The organism is Bacillus sp. JNUCC-21 (assembly GCF_041222765.1).
Taxonomy (GTDB): domain Bacteria; phylum Bacillota; class Bacilli; order Bacillales; family Bacillaceae; genus Bacillus; species Bacillus velezensis.
This window is the reverse complement of the sequence record NZ_CP166019.1, coordinates 1,422,235-1,440,130: the sequence shown is the minus strand read 5'-3', so window position 1 is coordinate 1,440,130 and position 17,896 is coordinate 1,422,235. Positions and strand designations below refer to the sequence as shown.

The 17,896-nt window shown below is 45.8% G+C and carries 18 protein-coding genes; 4 read left to right on the top strand and 14 right to left on the bottom strand.

Annotated features, from left to right (window positions below):
* Positions 1-112 precede the first annotated feature (112 nt).
* The 4 genes from ktrC to JNUCC21_RS07610 all read right to left on the bottom strand — a co-directional run bounded on the left by ktrC (position 113) and on the right by JNUCC21_RS07610 (position 3,409).
* On the bottom strand, positions 113-778 hold the full coding sequence (gene ktrC / locus JNUCC21_RS07625; protein ID WP_003154554.1) for a Ktr system potassium transporter KtrC: 666 nt from the start codon (positions 776-778) through the stop codon (positions 113-115).
* A 40-nt stretch (positions 779-818) separates the two neighbouring features.
* Positions 819-1,646, bottom strand: coding sequence for a gamma-glutamylcyclotransferase (locus tag JNUCC21_RS07620; RefSeq protein ID WP_369878712.1), 828 nt, complete (start codon positions 1,644-1,646; stop codon positions 819-821).
* A 1-nt stretch (position 1,647) separates the two neighbouring features.
* Positions 1,648-2,952 carry an ATP-binding protein gene (locus JNUCC21_RS07615; RefSeq protein WP_007409646.1) on the bottom strand — a complete coding sequence of 435 codons (1,305 nt, stop codon included), beginning with the start codon at positions 2,950-2,952 and terminating at the stop codon, positions 1,648-1,650.
* 172 nt (positions 2,953-3,124) lie between these two features.
* On the bottom strand, positions 3,125-3,409 hold the full coding sequence (locus JNUCC21_RS07610) for an AbrB/MazE/SpoVT family DNA-binding domain-containing protein (protein ID WP_003154557.1): 285 nt from the start codon (positions 3,407-3,409) through the stop codon (positions 3,125-3,127).
* Positions 3,410-3,679: 270 nt separating this feature from the next.
* On the opposite strand from JNUCC21_RS07610, the gene mreBH reads away from it, so the two are divergent.
* The 3 genes from mreBH to JNUCC21_RS07595 all read left to right on the top strand — a co-directional run bounded on the left by mreBH (position 3,680) and on the right by JNUCC21_RS07595 (position 6,226).
* On the top strand, positions 3,680-4,687 hold the full coding sequence (gene mreBH, locus JNUCC21_RS07605) for a cell shape-determining protein MreBH (RefSeq protein WP_003154558.1): 1,008 nt from the start codon (positions 3,680-3,682) through the stop codon (positions 4,685-4,687).
* 71 nt (positions 4,688-4,758) lie between these two features.
* Positions 4,759-4,893 (top strand): protein YkpC, encoded by a 135-nt coding sequence (locus JNUCC21_RS07600; RefSeq protein WP_003154559.1) that lies wholly within the window; start codon positions 4,759-4,761, stop codon positions 4,891-4,893.
* A 100-nt stretch (positions 4,894-4,993) separates the two neighbouring features.
* A complete protein-coding gene (locus JNUCC21_RS07595) occupies positions 4,994-6,226 on the top strand; it encodes an aminopeptidase (RefSeq protein WP_007409644.1) in 1,233 nt (410 codons plus the stop codon).
* Positions 6,227-6,257: 31 nt separating this feature from the next.
* On the opposite strand, the gene JNUCC21_RS07590 is transcribed toward JNUCC21_RS07595, so the two are convergent.
* Together JNUCC21_RS07590 and JNUCC21_RS07585 are read right to left on the bottom strand one after the other, a co-directional pair.
* Positions 6,258-7,166, bottom strand: a complete 909-nt coding sequence (locus JNUCC21_RS07590; protein ID WP_032871368.1) for a ketopantoate reductase family protein — start codon at positions 7,164-7,166, stop codon at positions 6,258-6,260.
* Between the two features lie 112 nt (positions 7,167-7,278).
* Complete coding sequence (locus tag JNUCC21_RS07585) at positions 7,279-8,898, bottom strand: ABC-F family ATP-binding cassette domain-containing protein (protein ID WP_369878711.1); 1,620 nt, start codon at positions 8,896-8,898, stop codon at positions 7,279-7,281.
* 161 nt (positions 8,899-9,059) lie between these two features.
* Between JNUCC21_RS07585 and JNUCC21_RS07580 the strand changes: the two genes are divergently transcribed.
* On the top strand, positions 9,060-9,329 hold the full coding sequence (locus tag JNUCC21_RS07580; RefSeq protein ID WP_021493749.1) for a hypothetical protein: 270 nt from the start codon (positions 9,060-9,062) through the stop codon (positions 9,327-9,329).
* A gap of 37 nt (positions 9,330-9,366) precedes the next feature.
* Here JNUCC21_RS07580 and sipT read toward each other — a convergent pair whose 3' ends face one another.
* From sipT to JNUCC21_RS07540, 8 genes are all read right to left on the bottom strand, one after another.
* Entirely contained in the window at positions 9,367-9,948 is a 582-nt protein-coding gene (sipT, locus tag JNUCC21_RS07575; RefSeq protein ID WP_003154568.1) for a signal peptidase I sipT, read from the bottom strand.
* 131 nt (positions 9,949-10,079) lie between these two features.
* The gene (locus JNUCC21_RS07570) at positions 10,080-11,984 is read right to left on the bottom strand and encodes a fructose-specific PTS transporter subunit EIIC (RefSeq protein WP_369878710.1); all 1,905 of its coding nucleotides are present in this window, start codon (positions 11,982-11,984) and stop codon (positions 10,080-10,082) included.
* A gap of 14 nt (positions 11,985-11,998) precedes the next feature.
* Positions 11,999-12,910, bottom strand: a complete 912-nt coding sequence (gene pfkB, locus JNUCC21_RS07565) for a 1-phosphofructokinase (protein ID WP_003154572.1) — start codon at positions 12,908-12,910, stop codon at positions 11,999-12,001.
* Complete coding sequence (locus tag JNUCC21_RS07560) at positions 12,907-13,662, bottom strand: DeoR/GlpR family DNA-binding transcription regulator (protein ID WP_007409639.1); 756 nt, start codon at positions 13,660-13,662, stop codon at positions 12,907-12,909. The genes pfkB and JNUCC21_RS07560 overlap by 4 nt, the downstream gene beginning before the upstream one ends.
* A gap of 281 nt (positions 13,663-13,943) precedes the next feature.
* The gene (locus JNUCC21_RS07555) at positions 13,944-15,137 is read right to left on the bottom strand and encodes an ABC transporter permease (protein ID WP_025284665.1); all 1,194 of its coding nucleotides are present in this window, start codon (positions 15,135-15,137) and stop codon (positions 13,944-13,946) included.
* The gene (locus JNUCC21_RS07550) at positions 15,134-15,826 is read right to left on the bottom strand and encodes an ABC transporter ATP-binding protein (RefSeq protein ID WP_007409637.1); all 693 of its coding nucleotides are present in this window, start codon (positions 15,824-15,826) and stop codon (positions 15,134-15,136) included. The genes JNUCC21_RS07555 and JNUCC21_RS07550 overlap by 4 nt, the downstream gene beginning before the upstream one ends.
* A complete protein-coding gene (locus tag JNUCC21_RS07545; RefSeq protein ID WP_060561748.1) occupies positions 15,827-16,963 on the bottom strand; it encodes an efflux RND transporter periplasmic adaptor subunit in 1,137 nt (378 codons plus the stop codon).
* A 1-nt stretch (position 16,964) separates the two neighbouring features.
* Positions 16,965-17,663 (bottom strand): Yip1 family protein, encoded by a 699-nt coding sequence (locus JNUCC21_RS07540; protein ID WP_060561749.1) that lies wholly within the window; start codon positions 17,661-17,663, stop codon positions 16,965-16,967.
* Positions 17,664-17,896: the final 233 nt, after the last annotated feature.

Below are 17,896 nucleotides of genomic sequence, written 5' to 3'. Positions count from 1 at the left end.
TGCTATCGGATCGCCTGATCATAGTCAATAAAAATTGCAGAAAATACCGCTTACATGATAAATGTCTTTCTATTCTGACATAATAAAAGACCGTCCTTTTACGGACGGCTTTTCACTTTGTGTGAAGCACTCTTTTTTCAAATCGGGAAATGTCCGTAAGAGAGCCGATAACGATGAGAATATCTTCTTTTTGGATCATTTCAGTCGCCAGGGGAGATACGATCACTTCTTTTTCTCTCTTGATGGCCACGATATTAATGCCGTACTTCGCCCGGATGTCCAGATCAAGCAGTGTGTTGCCCGCAAGCCTGCTGTTGGCCACGATCTCCACAATGCTGTGTTCGTCGGACAGCTCCAAATAATCAAGCACATTATTTGATACGATGTTGTGGGCGATGCGTTTTGCCATGTCACGTTCAGGGTGGACGATGTGATCGGCCCCGATTTTCGCAAGCACTTTCTCATGATAATCGTTCTGCGCTTTAACCGTGATCGTGTTCACGCCGAGTTCCTTTAAGATCAGCGTCGTTAAAATGCTCGCCTGTATATTTTCGCCGATTGCCACAATGACGTGGTCAAAGTTGCGCAGCCCTAAGTTTTTCAGCACCGATTCATCGGTTGAATCGCCGATGACCGCGTGTGATGCGATTTTGGCGTATTCATTTACTTTATCTTCATCAATATCCATCGCCATGACCTCAAGGCCTTCTTCACTTAATGCTTTGCAAATACTTCCGCCGAAGCGTCCGAGACCGATAACGGCAAACTCTTTTCTCATAACAGTACTCCTTTAAACAATATCTCTAATAGGAATAGTATCACATTTTCGGCAATGAGTTCATATAGCGTTTAAGCTTTTCTGAAAAGGCGGGCGATAAATACAGATCCGCTCCGCGTTCGATTTCTTCCTGATAGTGACCCGGAGGCGCAATTTCCTCAGCTTTATCAAGAACGAGAAACATCAGGACGCCTCTGTATACACGGCCGCCGGCACACACTTCTATGAACGCGGGACGGTATGTGTGGTTATCAACACCTTCTCTTTTGTACAGATAGGTTGCCGCTTCAAACGGGAGCTTGTACAGCACGCCTTCAGTTCGTCCCCCGTCTTCAACAAGATCGGCTCTGGAACCGTCAGGACGCCTTAATGTGAATCTCGTCGAATACCCTTCAACAACCGCCCCTCCGACCGGCTCGGCAAAAAAGTGGTCGACCCCCGCCTGTTTAAACCGGGCATTGTCCATACAGGAGCCGTAAGCGAAATAATAAACCGGACTGTCATCCTCCCGTTTCATAAAACGGTATTCTTTCCAGTCTCCGCTTTTGATACGGCTGAATGAAGCACACTGGTCGGGCTTTACGACATATGCGAAGGCGGTTTTATTCCCGGCATCCGTCGTCACGGCAACCTCTTTTCGATCAAAATCAGCATAATACGCATCCAGCTTACGGATCATCTGATGATCTGTTTCATACAATTCCCCGTACACAAAAGCTGTTTCTGCTAAAGACGCCGCAGGCTGACCTTTATCCGTTTCGTACAGCACGCCGTTTATCGCAGCCTGCTCGCACACACACGGAGCGCCTTTCAGCAGTTCATGGTTTTCTTCACGCTTCCGTAACAAACCGTATACAAAAAGAAGCAAGTTATTTTTCCTCCTTTTGGACAGCAGCCGCTTCTAACGGCAGAATCACCTGAAACGTACTGCCTTCTCCATTTTTGCTCTTAATGTTAAGTTTACCATTATGCTCCTTCAGAATTCGTAAACAAATCGGAAGACCGAGACCCGTTCCCTGATCTTTTGTTGAGAAAAACGGTTTCCCGATGTTTTCAAGCTTTTCTTTCGACATGCCGTTTCCTTCATCCTGTATGCTGATCACCGCGTATTCTTCATCCCGTTTTGTATAAATATGAATATTCCCGCCGTCAGGCATCGCTTCAATCGCATTTTTAATAATATTAATAAATACCTGTTTCAGCTGGTTTTCGTCACCGTTGACCATACAGGACTCAGTCTGCCTGAAATCCTTCTCAATTACAGTGTTCGACAGCACCGCGTTCGTGTCAAGAAGCGTTGCCACCTGCCGTAAAATATGGTTGAGATGATGAGCGGTAAACGTCACGGTCTGCGGCTTGGCGAGCAGAAGCAGCTCCCCCAGCACAAGGTCAATCCTTTTAATCTCCGAAAAAATAATATCAAAATAATCCGTTCTTTCCGGATACTGGGCTTTCATCAGCTGGAGAAAGCCGCTGACTGACGTTAAAGGATTTCTTACTTCATGGGCGATTCCTGCCGCAAGCTCCCCGGCAATGGCCAGCTTTTGAGATTGCATGGCAAGGCGTTCGTTCGTTTCCAGAAGCTCGTCGACCGCTTTTTTCCGTTCACTGATATCAGACATCGTCCCCAGGCTTCCGACAAATTTCTGTCTGCGGTCATAATACAGCTTATAATGGACTTCTCCCCAAAAGATCGAGCCGTCTCTTTTAATATATTTGGCCGTAAACATTCCTGACGGGGACTGCTGCTTGATTTGGGAGATAATATAATCAATGATATGTTTTTCTTTTATAAAATAATCATTATACATCGTGCCCATACATTCGCTGATGGAGTGGCCCGTAATCGCCGTCCAGGCCTGATTCAAATATGTAATATTCCCTTGTGCATCCGTCTGAAAAACGATTTCCTGCAGATTGTCCATGATCCGGTTTTTCTCATCTGAAAGCGCCTTTGCTTTCTGCTCGCTGTCCTTCAGCTCCGCCAGCAGCTGCTTTTTATTATCCACATAATAAGCCAGCAGCCAGACGCTGATTAATGTGACGGCGGTAAAGGTGATGTCAACGGGCCAGTTAATCGGATTCCGTTCAATCATATAAAATAAATAATCCCAAAACATAATAAAAATCATTGCCAAGATTAAGGAAATGATACGCGCTTGATATTTTCCCATAGTCCCACCTGCCGCTAGCATTTCTACATATATTGTAACATTGTTGACTGCATTATTGACTAAAAAATGATAACTATTCCCAATTAATTGAGCAGGTTCGCTTACTTTTCCCGTGAGTTTTTGCACAAGTTCATAATAAAAGGACGGAATGATGCTCCGCCCTTTTTGCTGATTATGATCTATCTTTTAACGCTTCCTCGATTTCCTCAAGCAGCATTTTCGCTCCTTCAGGACTTAAAATAATTTTGCCGTTGCCGTACTCCTGATTTTCGGGAGTAATTTCCCCCGTCATTAAGCAAATGCCGTGCGGCTTGTATTTTTTCAAGACAATTTTGTCTCCGTCAACGAAAAATTCAATACTATCTTTAATAGCGATATCCAATGCTCTTCTCAATTCAATCGGCATGACAATACGCCCGAGTTCGTCTACTTTTCTTACTACACCAATTGATTTCATAGAAATCCCCTACTTCCTTTAATGTCTCTTCTTTATGTCCAAGGAAAATCCTTCATAAACGTAGACGAAAGGAACGGAGCAAAAGTTTCTCAGCATCCGGAACTGAATGTTTTTTTACAAAAGAAAATCCTTTTGAAATATGGGATACAGACTTTCCCTCCTTTTTTACAAAAACATTTCATTCCCGGCGGAAACCCCCAAAAATCGTGGTTTTTCTCAGAAACTTTAAATGTAGAATCAATTAAATCAGGATAGGGATTGGGTGAAAACATGTTTCAATCAACTGAGATCGGAATCGACTTAGGAACCGCTAATATACTTGTTTACAGTAAAAATAAAGGAATTATTTTAAACGAGCCTTCCGTTGTCGCTGTAGATACAACAACGAAAGCGGTGCTTGCCATCGGAACGGATGCCAAAAGCATGATCGGAAAGACGCCGGGGAAAATCGTCGCCGTTCGGCCGATGAAAGACGGTGTCATTGCTGATTATGATATGACAACTGACTTATTAAAACACATTATGAAAAAAGCCGGAAAAAAAATCGGCATGACTTTCCGCAAACCGAATGTCGTCGTCTGCACGCCTTCAGGCTCAACAGCCGTTGAACGACGAGCCATCAGTGACGCTGTCAAAAACTGCGGAGCGAAAAACGTTCACTTGATTGAAGAACCCGTAGCCGCTGCAATCGGAGCCGACCTCCCTGTTGACGAGCCGGTCGCAAACGTCGTCGTAGATATCGGCGGCGGTACGACTGAAGTCGCCATCATCTCATTCGGGGGCGTCGTATCCTGCCATTCGATCAGAATCGGCGGCGACCAGCTTGATGAAGATATCGCCTCGTTCGTCAGAAAAAAATACAACCTGCTGATCGGGGAACGTACGGCAGAACAAGTGAAAATGGAAATCGGTTTTGCATTGATCGAACATGTGCCGGAAACGATGGAAATCCGCGGACGTGACCTTGTAACCGGTCTGCCGAAGACAATCAGACTGCAATCTAATGAAATTCAGCACGCGATGCGTGAGTCGCTCCTGCATATTCTTGAAGCGATCAGAGCGACACTTGAAGATTGTCCGCCGGAGCTCAGCGGTGATATCGTTGACCGCGGCGTCGTGTTAACCGGCGGAGGCTCCCTTTTAAACGGGATGAAAGAATGGCTGACAGATGAAATCGTCGTTCCCGTTCATTTGGCGGCAAATCCGCTTGAATCAGTGGCTATCGGCACGGGACGTTCATTAGACGTCATCGACAAGCTGCAAAAAGCGATTAAATAATAAGATTGTGCTTCTTTTTTCTCCGGCCGGCTCATATTGTGAGAACTGGAGAAACATTAAGGAGGAAGCATATGCTTAGAGATGTGGGAAGACGCGTAGCAGTAGCCGTCATTTTAAGCGGAATTATTCTGGGGGGTATGAGCATATCACTGGCCAATATGCCCCATTCTCCGGCCGGCGGCGCCGTAAAACTGAATCACCCGTAAAGACGCAGCAAAAGCTGTGTCTTTTTCGTTTGTGCTCCTTTCTTTCCTTTATGAGGCGATATTTGATATGATGAGAAAAACCGATGAGGAGGAATGAACGATGAGTTCGTTTACTGAAAAGTTACATACATATGCTCAGCTGGCGGTAGAAGTCGGCGTCAATGTCCAAAAAGGACAGCATGTCGTAATCAATGCCTCAACTGATGTCCGGGAACTTGTCAGACTGCTTGCCAAACATTCTTATGAAAAAGGCGCAAAAAACGTCACCGTAAATTGGCAGGACGATGAACTGTCCAGATTAAAATACGAGATGGCACCTTTTGAAGCGTTTGAAGAGTATCCTGAATGGGAAGCAAAAGGAAAAGAAGAGCTCGCGAAAAAAGGGGCTGCGTTTATTTCTGTCGTCTCATCCGACCCCGACCTGTTAAAAGGCACTGACGGCAAACGGATTGCAGCGTTCCAAAAAGCCGCCGGAAAAGCATTGCATACATACAGACAATATATTCAATCAGATAAGGTCAGCTGGACGGTGATCGGAGCCGCTTCAACAGGCTGGGCGAAAAAAGTGTTCCCGGATCAGCCGGAAGAAACAGCCGTTCAGCTTTTATGGGAAGAAATTTTCAAAACGACCCGCGTAAATGAAGAAAACCCTGTGGAAGCATGGAAAAAACATGATCAAAACCTTCATGAAAAAGTGGAACACTTAAACAAAAAACATTACAGCGCCCTGCATTATCAGGCTGAAGGAACAGACTTAACCATTGAACTGCCGAAAAAACATGTATGGGCAGGCGCGGGAAGCGTGAATGAGAGCGGGCACGAATTCATGGCCAACATGCCGACAGAAGAGGTTTTCACCCTCCCGCAGCGTGACGGGGTGAACGGCACGGTTTCCAGCACGAAACCGCTGAGCTACGGCGGCAACATTATTGATAACTTCACTCTTACCTTTGAAAACGGCCGCATTGTCGATGTGAAAGCTGAAAAAGGCGAGGAGATTTTAAAAGGCATCGTCGAAACCGATGAAGGCTCACACTATCTCGGTGAAGTGGCCTTAGTGCCGTACGATTCACCGATTTCACAATCAAATATTTTATTTTACAACACACTGTACGATGAAAACGCCTCTAACCACTTGGCGATCGGCAGCGCGTATGCCTTTAATATTGAGGGCGGCAAACAAATGACACGGGAAGAGCTTGTCAAAGAGGGCTTAAATGAAAGCATTACACACGTAGATTTTATGGTCGGTTCCAAAGATATGAATATCGACGGCATTACGGCGGACGGCAAAAGAGAACCGATCTTCAGAAACGGAAACTGGGCATTTTAATAAAAAAAGGAGGCGCTTAGGCCTCCTTTTTTTATTTCGCTTCATACATTTGCAAGTTGGCGCAGACGGTTTCCAAAACAGGTGCATCAACTGACAAGCCTTTCGCTTTCTCAAGCAAAAATCCGTGTAAATGATCACCTTCCGTCACCCTGCCCTTTTCCATATCTCTCAGCATCGACGATTTCATATGGTAAGACATGCTTGTCAATGTGCGATAACTCTCTTCTTCCAGACCAGGATCTTTCGGGATGCCGGCAGCCTTGAAAATGGCGCCGATTTCAGCAAAGAGGCGCTTTGCCGTGTTGCGGCCGCCTTCTGTTTCTAAAATCGGTCCGACCGGCTGTTGAAACAGAGTGGTCACTCCCGCCTGCGCGGCAATAAACATATATTTTTTCCAAATGTCCTTTTCAATATCCCGGCTGATGATGACATCCGCTTTCACACCTGCAAATGCGTTTTCCAGCTCATTCATACGTTCCGTGCGTTCCCCGCTCCATTCACCGAAAACAAAGCGGTGGGCAGCGCTCGTATGAAGAATGTCCCCTTTGTCGTTAAGGGCGCTCTCAATAAAGCAGAGGCCGCCCAGCACCTGCCGTTTTGAAAAAGCTTCAAACAGCTGGTTATAGTGCCTGTATCCATTTAAAAAAGGAATAATGACCGACGAAGGTTTGACAAACGGTTTGACATCCCGAATGACGTCCTGCAAAGAATACGCTTTTGAAGCGATGATAACCGCGTCAAATGCTCCTTCTTCGCCCGCCATGATTAATTTCGGCTTGATTGAAACATCACCTTTTTCACTTTTGACGGTCAATCCCGTCTCTTGTAATTGTTCCGCCCGTTTCTTGCGGACGAGAAACGTCACGTCATTTCCCTTTTCTGCAAGACGCGCGCCGATATATCCGCCCACTCCTCCAGCTCCGACAACTAAAAACTTCATGATGCATTCCTCCGTCTCTTTTCAAGTTATGTATTCATTTATTGTAACGGGAAGTCAGAAGATTGAAAACTTTTTTCATAAATAAAAAAGCAGAGTCTCCCCTGCTTCTTTATTACGCGTATAGCTCTTCAAGTTTTTTCTGTACATCCGCGTTTTCAAGAAATTCGTCATAAGACATTTGTTTGTCAACAATGCCTTTAGGCGTTAATTCAATGATGCGGTTGGCAATTGTCTGTACAAACTGATGGTCATGAGATGAAAACAGCATAGCGCCTTTAAAGCTGATTAAGCCGTTGTTAAGCGCCGTAATGGATTCCAAATCTAAGTGGTTTGTCGGTTCATCCAGAATTAAGATATTCGCGCCGGAAAGCATCGCTTTTGAAAGCATGCAGCGCACTTTTTCTCCTCCGGAAAGGACGTTTGATTTTTTGTTGACTTCTTCTCCTGAGAACAGCATGCGTCCTAAGAAACCGCGCAGAAAGCTTTCGCTTTGGTCATGCGGCGAGTATTGGCGGAGCCAGTCAACAAGGTTCGCATCGTTGCCGTCAAAATATTCGCTGTTGTCTTTAGGGAAGTACGCCTGAGAAGTGGTCACGCCCCATTTAAATGTGCCGCTGTCAGCTTCCATTTCCCCGGAAATGATTTTAAACAATGTCGTAACGGCAAGTTCGTTGCGTCCCGTAAAAGCGATTTTATCTTCTCTGTTCATAATAAAGCTGACGTTATCAAGCACCTTAACCCCGTCAATCGTTTTTGTTAAGCCTTCAACCCGCAGCACGTCATTTCCGATCTCACGTTCCGGCGTGAAATTGACATAAGGATAACGGCGTGATGACGGTTTGATATCATCAAGCGTGATTTTATCAAGGAGTTTCTTTCTTGATGTCGCCTGCTTTGATTTAGAGGCGTTGGCGCTGAATCTGGCCACGAACTCCTGAAGCTGTTTAATCTGCTCTTCTTTTTTCTTGTTGGCTTCCTGAGAAAGCTTTAAAGCAAGCTGGCTGGATTCATACCAGAAATCATAGTTGCCGACGTACACTTGAATTTTATTAAAATCAAGATCGGCGATGTGCGTGCACACTTTATTTAAAAAGTGACGGTCATGGGATACGACGATGACTGTGTTCTCAAAGTTGATTAAAAACTCTTCCAGCCACTGAATCGCTTTCAGATCCAAGTGGTTGGTCGGTTCATCAAGCAGCAGAACGTCCGGCTTGCCGAACAGCGCCTGTGCCAAGAGCACTTTCACCTTTTCTGAACCGCCTAAGTCCGCCATTTTCTTCGTATGCAGGTCTTCAGAGATGCCCAGGCCCTTTAACAAAATAGCGGCTTCACTTTCAGCTTCCCATCCGTTTAATTCCGCAAACTCTCCTTCAAGCTCAGCGGCGCGGATGCCGTCTTCATCTGAAAAATCAGGCTTCATATAAATCGCGTCTTTTTCCTGCATGACTTCGTATAAACGTTTATGTCCCATAATAACGACTTTCAGCACTTCGAAGTCTTCATATTCAAAGTGGTTCTGCTTCAGAATGGCAAGACGTTCGCCCGGGCTCATATGGACATCGCCGGTCTGCGGCTCCAGCTCACCGGATAAAATTTTCAAAAATGTTGATTTTCCGGCACCGTTTGCGCCTATTAATCCGTAGCAGTTGCCCGGCGTAAATTTAATATTGACATCTTCAAATAACTTGCGATCCGCAAAACGCAAGCTCACATTATTTACAGCAATCATTTAGAATCCTCCATCGTGTCTATCATCATTAAAAGTATACCATGAATAAAGGGGAAGAGAAATGTTTCCCTGCGAATATACGGGTTTGAAAGATGCAGGCGTCAAACCCGGAGCGCTGTGATACAATAGATATATATACATATTCATCACGGAGGAACAAGTTGAAGCTTTTAACACTCACAGAATACTGTCTTATGATTTTCTTCACCGGGGTTTTTCTGGCCGTCACAGGCTTTACGGCACGTGACATCGGCTTGTACGTCGGAATTGCCCTCATTTATACGTTTTCGCATCTCTTTTCAAAACGGATGCTTGAAAAACGCGGCAAAGAGAAGAAGCAGGTGAATCTTTTTTTCAGCGTTCTGGCCATTGTCGGATCAGTGCTGGCCACGGTATTGTTCATCGCCGTCGCCGCCTCGTTTGCCAAATAAAAAACGCCTGCTGTCCAAATCGGGCAGCGCGGCGTTTTTATTTTGTCTGACGCATATCATGAAACGGGAAGAACACAAACTTCGAGGTGCCGACGATCCGGTTTTCGGCAATTAAACCGAGTCCGTTCCGGCTGTCCATTGAGTTCAGCCGATTGTCGCCCATGACGAAGTATTTGCCTTTCGGAACCTTTACGGGGCCGAAATCTCCCGTGAGGTTGACTCCCAGTTTTTTAGCTTCTTTTTTATTGCTCGCGAGGTACGGTTCTGCGATTTTTTTGCCGTTTATATAAAGCGTGTCATTTTTCATTTCCACCGTTTCTCCCGGTTTTCCGATGAGCCGCTTTACATAATGGACTTTCGATGTATCGCCGTTAATAATGACGATGTCCCCCCGCTCGATTTCTCCGATATAATTGACGCTTTTGTTGACAAACAGCCTTTCACCGTCATGTAATGTCGGGTACATTGATGATCCTTCCACTAAGTACGGTTCAAACAGGAAATGGCGGATTAACAGCGCAAGTGCAACCGCTATAATGATGGCCTTTCCCCATTCCCAATATGTGTTGGATTTTCTTTTTACCGATTTTTCAGAAGTAGGTTTTTGTTCTTCAGTCAACGTGGTTCCTCCTAGACGATCACTGTTATCAGTTCATGTACCATCTTTACTTTATCATAACTCATCATAAAATACATAACGCTTCTATGCGCACATGATTGAAAAAAGCGCCCGTAAAGGACGCTTTTTGCTTATTTCTCTACAACCGGTTTTTTGACGATTCCCAAGATAACCGCCGTTACAATCGCTCCGATCACGATGCTCATTAAGTAAAGCAGCGGATGGTTCGTAATGAATGCAACGAATATTCCTCCGTGCGGTGCAGGAAGCGTTACCCGGAAAAACTCTGTCAACCCGCCCGCTACCGCAGAACCGACAACGGCTGCAGGGATGACGCGAAGCGGATCAGCCGCTGCAAACGGGATGGCGCCTTCTGTAACGAAAGCTGCTCCCATGAAGTAGCACGTAATACCGGCTTCACGGTCACGTTTAGAGAATTTGTGTTTAAAGAATGTTGTCGCCAGTGCGATTCCAAGCGGCGGAGCCATTCCGCCCGCCATGATGGCCGCATGCGGCGCATAGTTTCCGGCCCCGATCATCGCGATACCGAAAGTGAACGCCGCTTTATTGAGCGGGCCGCCCATGTCGATAGCCATCATACCGCCTAAAATAATACCCATTAAGACAAGGTTTCCAGTTCCAAGGCTTTCAAGCCAATTTGTTAAGAAATTCATGAACGCTGCGACAGGTGTGTTTATGACAAATTGCATCAGAACTCCTGTGATAAAAATACCGAGCAGCGGATAAATCAATACAGGTTTTAATCCGTCAAGAGTCTGAGGAATAAAGACAAACAGCTTTTTCAAAAGGACTACGACATAACCGGCTAAGAATCCGGCAATCAGTCCGCCCAAAAATCCGGCATTCGCCTGCGTAGCCATAAATCCGCCGACCATACCCGGCGCAAATCCCGGACGGTCCGCAATACTCATTGCGATGAATCCGGCAAGAACTGCCACAATCAGCTTTAACGCATTACCGTCACCGATAAAGTTCAGCGCTGCGGCAAACGTGTTGTATGTCGGATCTTTCGGATCAGCTGAATGAATTCCCCAGAAGAATGAAATCGCAACGAGAATTCCGCCGCCGACGACAAATGGCAGCATGTTGCTGACACCGCTCATTAAGTGTTTATAGAAAGTACTTCCGATGCTTGTGCCTGATTTCTGTTTCGGACCGTCTTCATTTGAAGCGGAAGATCCTCCGCCGCTGCCCTCGTAAATCGGCGCATCTTGGTTAACGGCTTTTTCAATCAGTTCCTGAGGACGTCTGATACCGGCCGTCACAGGCACTTGAAGAACATGTTTGCCTTTAAAGCGTTCCATTTCAACCTGTTTATCAGCCGCCACGATAATCGCAGGCGCGTCTTCAATTTCTTGAGCCGTCAGCTTATGTTTGATACCGCTTGAGCCGTTTGTCTCGACTTTAATGTCAACGCCGAGCTCTTTCGCTTTTTCCTTCAGTGCGTCAGCTGCCATGAACGTATGGGCAATACCTGTCGGACATGCCGTAACGGCAAGGATTTTGCCTTTTCCTGACGGCGCTGCCTGTTCTTCCTGCTCTTCTTCTTCCTCATCGTCATCTTTGTCATGCTGATTGATGATGTCAATGATCGCATCTTCTGATTCAGCTTCAAGAAGCTGTTTGCGGATTTCCTCACGCATGAGAAGCGTTGAAAGTCTTGATAATGCCTCAAGGTGCGTATTATTCGCTCCTTCGGTTGCCGCAATCATAAAGACCAGGTGTGCCGGCTGACCGTCTAATGATTCATAATCCACACCATCTTTTGAACGGCCGAATGCGATGGCCGGGTTAATGACGCTCGCCGTCTTCGCATGAGGAATGGCAATGCCTTCGCCGATTCCCGTCGAGCTTTGGCTTTCACGATTTAAAATGGCTGCTTTGTAAGCCTCTCTGTCATTTAATCTGCCGGCTTTGTCAAGCACTGTCACCATTTCATCGATAACGTTTTCTTTCTCTTTGCTTTCTATATTGAGATGAATTGTATCTCTTGTTAACAGCTCAGTTATCTTCACTTTTCTTTCCTCCTCTATAGACGTGTGACTTTAACTTCAGGAAGAAGCTGCTGTACAAACTCTTCAGTTCCGAGTTCTTCAGAAAATGCCGTTGCGCTTCCGGAAGCAACTCCTAAACGGAACGCATCTTCCAAAGGCAGCTGTTTTGAAATTCCCGCAAGGAATCCCGCGACGACGGAATCACCCGCGCCTACCGAATTGACAAGCTTTCCTTTAGGAACATTGGCGAGGAAAACCGCCTCTTTCGTAAATAAAAGCGCACCGTCGCCAGCCATCGAAACAATCGCATGTTCAGCGCCTTGTTCAATCAATTTTTTACCGTAAGGAACGGCAGCTTCGGCTGAATCAATGACCGTATTGAACATTTCGCCAAGCTCATGATGATTCGGCTTCATCAAAAACGGTTTCATTTCTGTCGCTTTCATCAGCGCTTCACCGGAGATGTCCACGACTACCCGGGCATTCTGCTTTCTGCATGCCTCAGCAATTTTTTCATACGTGTTATGCGGCAGGGAAGAAGGAATGCTTCCCGCTAAAACGACGATGTCTCCCTCTTCCAGAGCGGAGAACTGTTCTAAAAAGGCATTGAACACTTCGTCTGAAATCGTCGGGCCCTGTCCGTTAATTTCCGTTTCATCGCCCGTTTTCAGTTTTACATTTATACGCGTGTCTTCATCCACCTCAGAAAAAGCCGTTTCCAGACCTTCCTGCTGCAAAAATGACGTGATATAATTTCCGGTAAATCCGCCGACAAACCCCAATGCTTTTGACGGCACATGGTGTCTTTTCAGTAATCTCGAAACGTTGATGCCTTTTCCGCCGGGATACTTCGTGTCATAGCTGGAACGGTTTAAACCGCCTACGGCAAAATCTTCAACGTGAACGATATAGTCAACAGACGGATTGAGGGTTACAGTGTAAATCATGGTTTCACTACCTTTACGACAGTTTTTTCTTGGTAATTATCGAATGCAAGTTCTTCAGCTTCAGTGGTAATGATAGCGGCATCGCCCAAGGCGGCGAACGCTGCGAAAGAAATCTCGCCGAATTTAGAAGGATCGGCTAAAACATACGCATTTTTCGCCTGTCTCACAGCCTTTGTCTTCAGAAGAGCCTCATCCGGATCGGGTGTTGTAAAGCCGGCTTCAATGTGCACGCCGTTCACCCCGAGGAAGCTTTTGTCAAAACGGTACTGGCTGACCGCCGTTAATGAGGCGCCGCCGATCATCGCACCTGTTCTATGCTTCACATATCCTCCGAGAAGATAAAAGGGGATCCCTTTCCTTATTAAAGCGTCGATATGCATAACTCCGTTTGTGACAACCACAATGTCCTTAGATGGATCTATAAAATCAATCATGTGCAATGTAGTTGTTCCCGCATCAAGATAAATACAGTCACCTTCTTCTAATAAAGATGCCGCTTCTTCTGCGATCTTCAGTTTATCCTGAAGGTTTTTGGAGGATTTTTCAAGCATATCGGGTTCTTGCCTGCTGTTGGAAAGTTTAGACGCCCCGCCGTGAACGCGCTTTAAAAATCCGCGCTCTTCAAGTGTTGATAAATCTCTTCTGATCGTTGATTCAGAAGCATTTGTCATGCTTATCAGCTCTTGAATCTTCACCACATCACGCTTTTCAATCTGATCCATAATCAGCTGATACCTTTCAGGAGTGAGCATATTCCGCCTCCTTTGGAAACGTATTCATTTCGGCTGCAAGATAATTGTAAACGCTTTTTTTACTTCTAGCAACTAAAATCACTCAAATTCATTCAATAACTATCAAAATCTTTCACATTTGTTCATATTAACGTATGTACATAGGGTTTGTAAACTGTAAATTCGACAAAAAGGGGGACAATTGTATGACATTTTCTTTTTATCATAAATGAAAAAAGTCTATTATATTCATTCAATCATTAAAACACAAAAAACCCCATGCAGACTGCATGGGGCGCCGATTATTCATACCGTAACGCTTCAATCGGATCTAAGCGAGATGCTTTGTTGGCGGGCAGCATGCCGAAAATGACACCGATCAGCATACTGAACAGCACACCGATACAAACCACCTGCCAGGAAACGAGCGACGGCCAGCCTGCGATAAGGGAAACGAGTGATGCTCCCCCGTAGCCGAGACAGATTCCGATTAAGCCGCCGATTAATGTAAGCACAACAGATTCAATTAAGAATTGTGTCAGAATCTGTCCTCTCGTGGCACCGAGCGATTTGCGGATGCCGATTTCTCTTGTCCGTTCCGTCACTGATACAAGCATAATATTCATGACCCCGATCCCGCCGACAATGAGAGAAATACCGGCGATCGAACCGATGATCGTCGTCATGACGGTCGTGACCTGGCCGATGCCCGCCGCGATTTCTTCCATATTCATGACTTGATAGGCCTCTTTTGTACCGTGATTGTCATTTAAGAGACGGGCCGCTTCTTTTCCTGTTGATTTGATTTGATCAGCTGACTCCGTCTGAACGGAAACGTTGCTGTAGTCGTTAGTACCGAAAGACGTTTTCAGCATGTTGAACGGCACATACATTTCACTGAGTCCTAACGATAAAAAGCCGCTCTCTTCTTTCAGTACGCCGATTACTTCAACGGGCTGTCCGCCGGCCCAGACGATTTTTCCGAGCGGAGACGTTTTCCCGAACAGCTTTTCAGCCATTTTTTTCGAGATGATTCCCGCTCTTTTCCCGGAAAGAAAATCATTATCCGTAAATGTCCGTCCATCTTGAACGTCCAGCTTTTTTACGTCCATGTAGCCGCTGTTAATGCCGTTCAGCGTAATATCCGTGTCTTCTTCATGGTAACGGGCCGTCATGGATTTTACCGCGGAAGCGACAACCTGCTTTACGCCGTCCACTCCTTTTAATCCATTAATATCTTCTTCTGTAAAACTCGCTTCCTGTAAGGCGTTCGGATTGGCTGTTAATTCTTCATCACTGGGCATGTAAAACAATTCAATCGTATTGCCCGGCCCGCTGATGGATTGCTTCAGCATTTGCTCTCCGCCCTGGCCGACAGCCACAACAACAATTACTGAACCGACGCCGATAATGATTCCGAGCATTGTCAGAATCGATCTCAGCTTGTGAGCTCTTACGGAACTGAGGGCCATCCGGAGATTTTCTGACAGGCTCATTCCCCCACTCTCCTCTGCTCAGCATCGCGGGAAACGATCATGCCGTCACGGACGAAAATCACTCTGTTTGTACAGTCCGCCACTTCAGGCTCATGAGTCACAAGCACCACGGTCACGCCCTCTGCATTAAGCTCTGTGAACTGCTCCATAATGGAAATGCTTGTTTTCGTATCCAGCGCGCCGGTCGGTTCATCAGCTAAAATGAGCTTCGGTTCGTTCACAATGGCTCTTGCAATCGCGACACGCTGCTTCTGGCCGCCGGACAGCTCATTCGGCATGTGACGCATCCGATCCGCCAAACCGACTTTTTCCAGCGCATGCTCAGCCCGTTCCTCACGCTCTTTTTTGCCGATACCGGCGTAGATCATGGGGAGTTCGACATTTTTTCTTGCATTCAATCGTGGCAGCAGCTGAAATTGCTGAAAGACAAATCCGATTGATTTGTTCCGGACCGCCGCAAGCTCTTTTTCGGTGCATGAAGAAACATCTTCGCCCGCAAGCCTGTAACTGCCGGACGTCGGTCTGTCCAGACAGCCGATGATATTCATGATCGTAGATTTTCCCGATCCCGACGGTCCCATAATTGACACATATTCTCCTTCTTCAATCGTCAAGTCGATTGAACGGAGAACATCAAACGTCTCCTTGCCGATCTGATAGCTTTTTTTCACCTTTGAAAGCTGAATCATCTATGCTTTCACATCCGTTCCGTCAGTCAAACCGTCAGCCGGATTCAGAATGACTTTATCATCCTTTGAAAGCCCCTCTTTTATCTCCGTAAGCTGATTTGCGGTATCGCCGACTTTAACTTTCACGCGTTTGGCCTTCCCGTCTTTTACCGTAAAGACCCAGTGCTCATCTCCGTCTTTTTTGACCGCGGAGGACGGCAGCGTATCGGCTTTCCGTTTGTCTGTTTCAATGTTCATAATTAATTTAAACCCCGGCTTGCCCTCCGGAAGGTTTCCGATCAGCTTAACCTGAAACGGATACTGCACAGCCTGTTCCGTGCTTTCCCCCGAAGCAGCGCTTGACTTTTGATCAGGAACGAGGCCGACAGCCGCCACTCTCCCTTTCCACGTTTTACCGGGGATGGCGTCTGAGGTAATCGTAACGCTTTGTCCCTTTTTCACTTTCAGCGTGTCGTATTCGGACAAATTGCCGGCAACGATCAGGTGTTCCGGGTCTCCTATATGTATAACCGGTTCTTGAATATCCGATTTTTTAGAAGCCGCTTCTTGATTTACCGAGATTACCGTCCCGTCCATCTCACTCTTAACATTGAGATTCGCCACCTGATTTTCAAGAGACTGCTTTTGCAAATCAGATTGCTTTAATTCGATTTCCGCCGTTTTTTGCTGAAGCTGCAGATCAGTCCGTTCGGATTCAATTTGTTTTTTGGCTTCCGCTTCTCCCACTTGTTTTGCCAGATCTTGTTCCTTGCTGTTTAATGCTCTGAGTTTTTCTTCAACTTGTTCGATTTGCATCCGTTTTGATTGTTCTGTCAACTCGTTTTGTTCTTTATCAAGATTGAGCTGCTCATTTGTATACGTGACTAACGACGATCCTTTTTTTACTTTGTCGCCTTCTTTTACTTTCACTTTATCAAGAGTTCCTTTATCCGCTTCATAAAAAACATACTGTTCTTTAGAGAATTTAAGTGTTCCCGGAACCATAACCGTAGAGGAGATTTCTCTATTTTCAATGGTTCCGGTTTCGATTTTTTTCCCGGCGCTGCCGCCCGCGGGAGCGGCAGACTTATAAATATTGATACCGATGAATACTGCAACAATTACGGCGATGCCGATTCCGATCCAAATTTTTTTCATGTTATACACCTGCTGTCACTGAACTTAACAGTCCTCCGACTGCTGAAACTAAAAGCATAATAACAAACAGGACAATCGCGGAAGTCCAGGCCGCTTTTTTCGAAATGCCGCCTGTATAGCGAAGTCCCAAAGCGAGCAGAATATAGCTCCAGATGCTGAAAATGTCGAACGCGCTTAAAAAGACCGCGACGCCGTCTCCGGCCGGTATGACACTCGCCAAAGATGTTACGGCATACAATGAGCCCGCACCGGTAAAATAAGTAACAAAACCGTTAATAACTAAGCCGATATTGGTAATAAATGCCGTAAACAGGCTGAGTGAGAGCATTTTTTTGTAAGTTGTCACACCGCCTGAAATTTTAACGCACAGCCAGTAAATGAGCGGAACGATAAACAGAGCGATAATGCCCCCGAAGATTCCTCCGAACATCGAGCCGAATTTAGCGAAGGTTTTGGTCATTTCAATCTGATCATCCGTCAAACCGTCAAGAGATGAGCTGTTCAGCACTTCTTCATAATTCATCCCAAGCCCGCGCAAAATACTGCCGGCCGCGATAAGAATGATGACAATCAGGAGAGGAATGCCGATGACCGGCTTTTCTTTTAATCTTTTAAACTGCACAACAGGACTTGTAATGACGCCGAAAATTGACGGCTTTTCCGTTACTGCCGTATTGCTTTTTTCCAGGTTTGGTTCCATATTGCTGATGCCTCCTATGTATTATTCTGTTTATACGTACGCTTTAGGCTGAGAGAAGTTTCAATTTTTTTGCCGTTTGCGTATTTATGCTAAATTGTAACACAAATTCTCAGCTTTACGTTCCATAATTATGTAAAAAAAAGCATTGTCAGACCGGTATGACGGGAGGCTCAAAGCCTTGTGAAGGCACTGTCTTCAGCCTATTCATGCAGTCAAAACCAGCTTAATCGCAA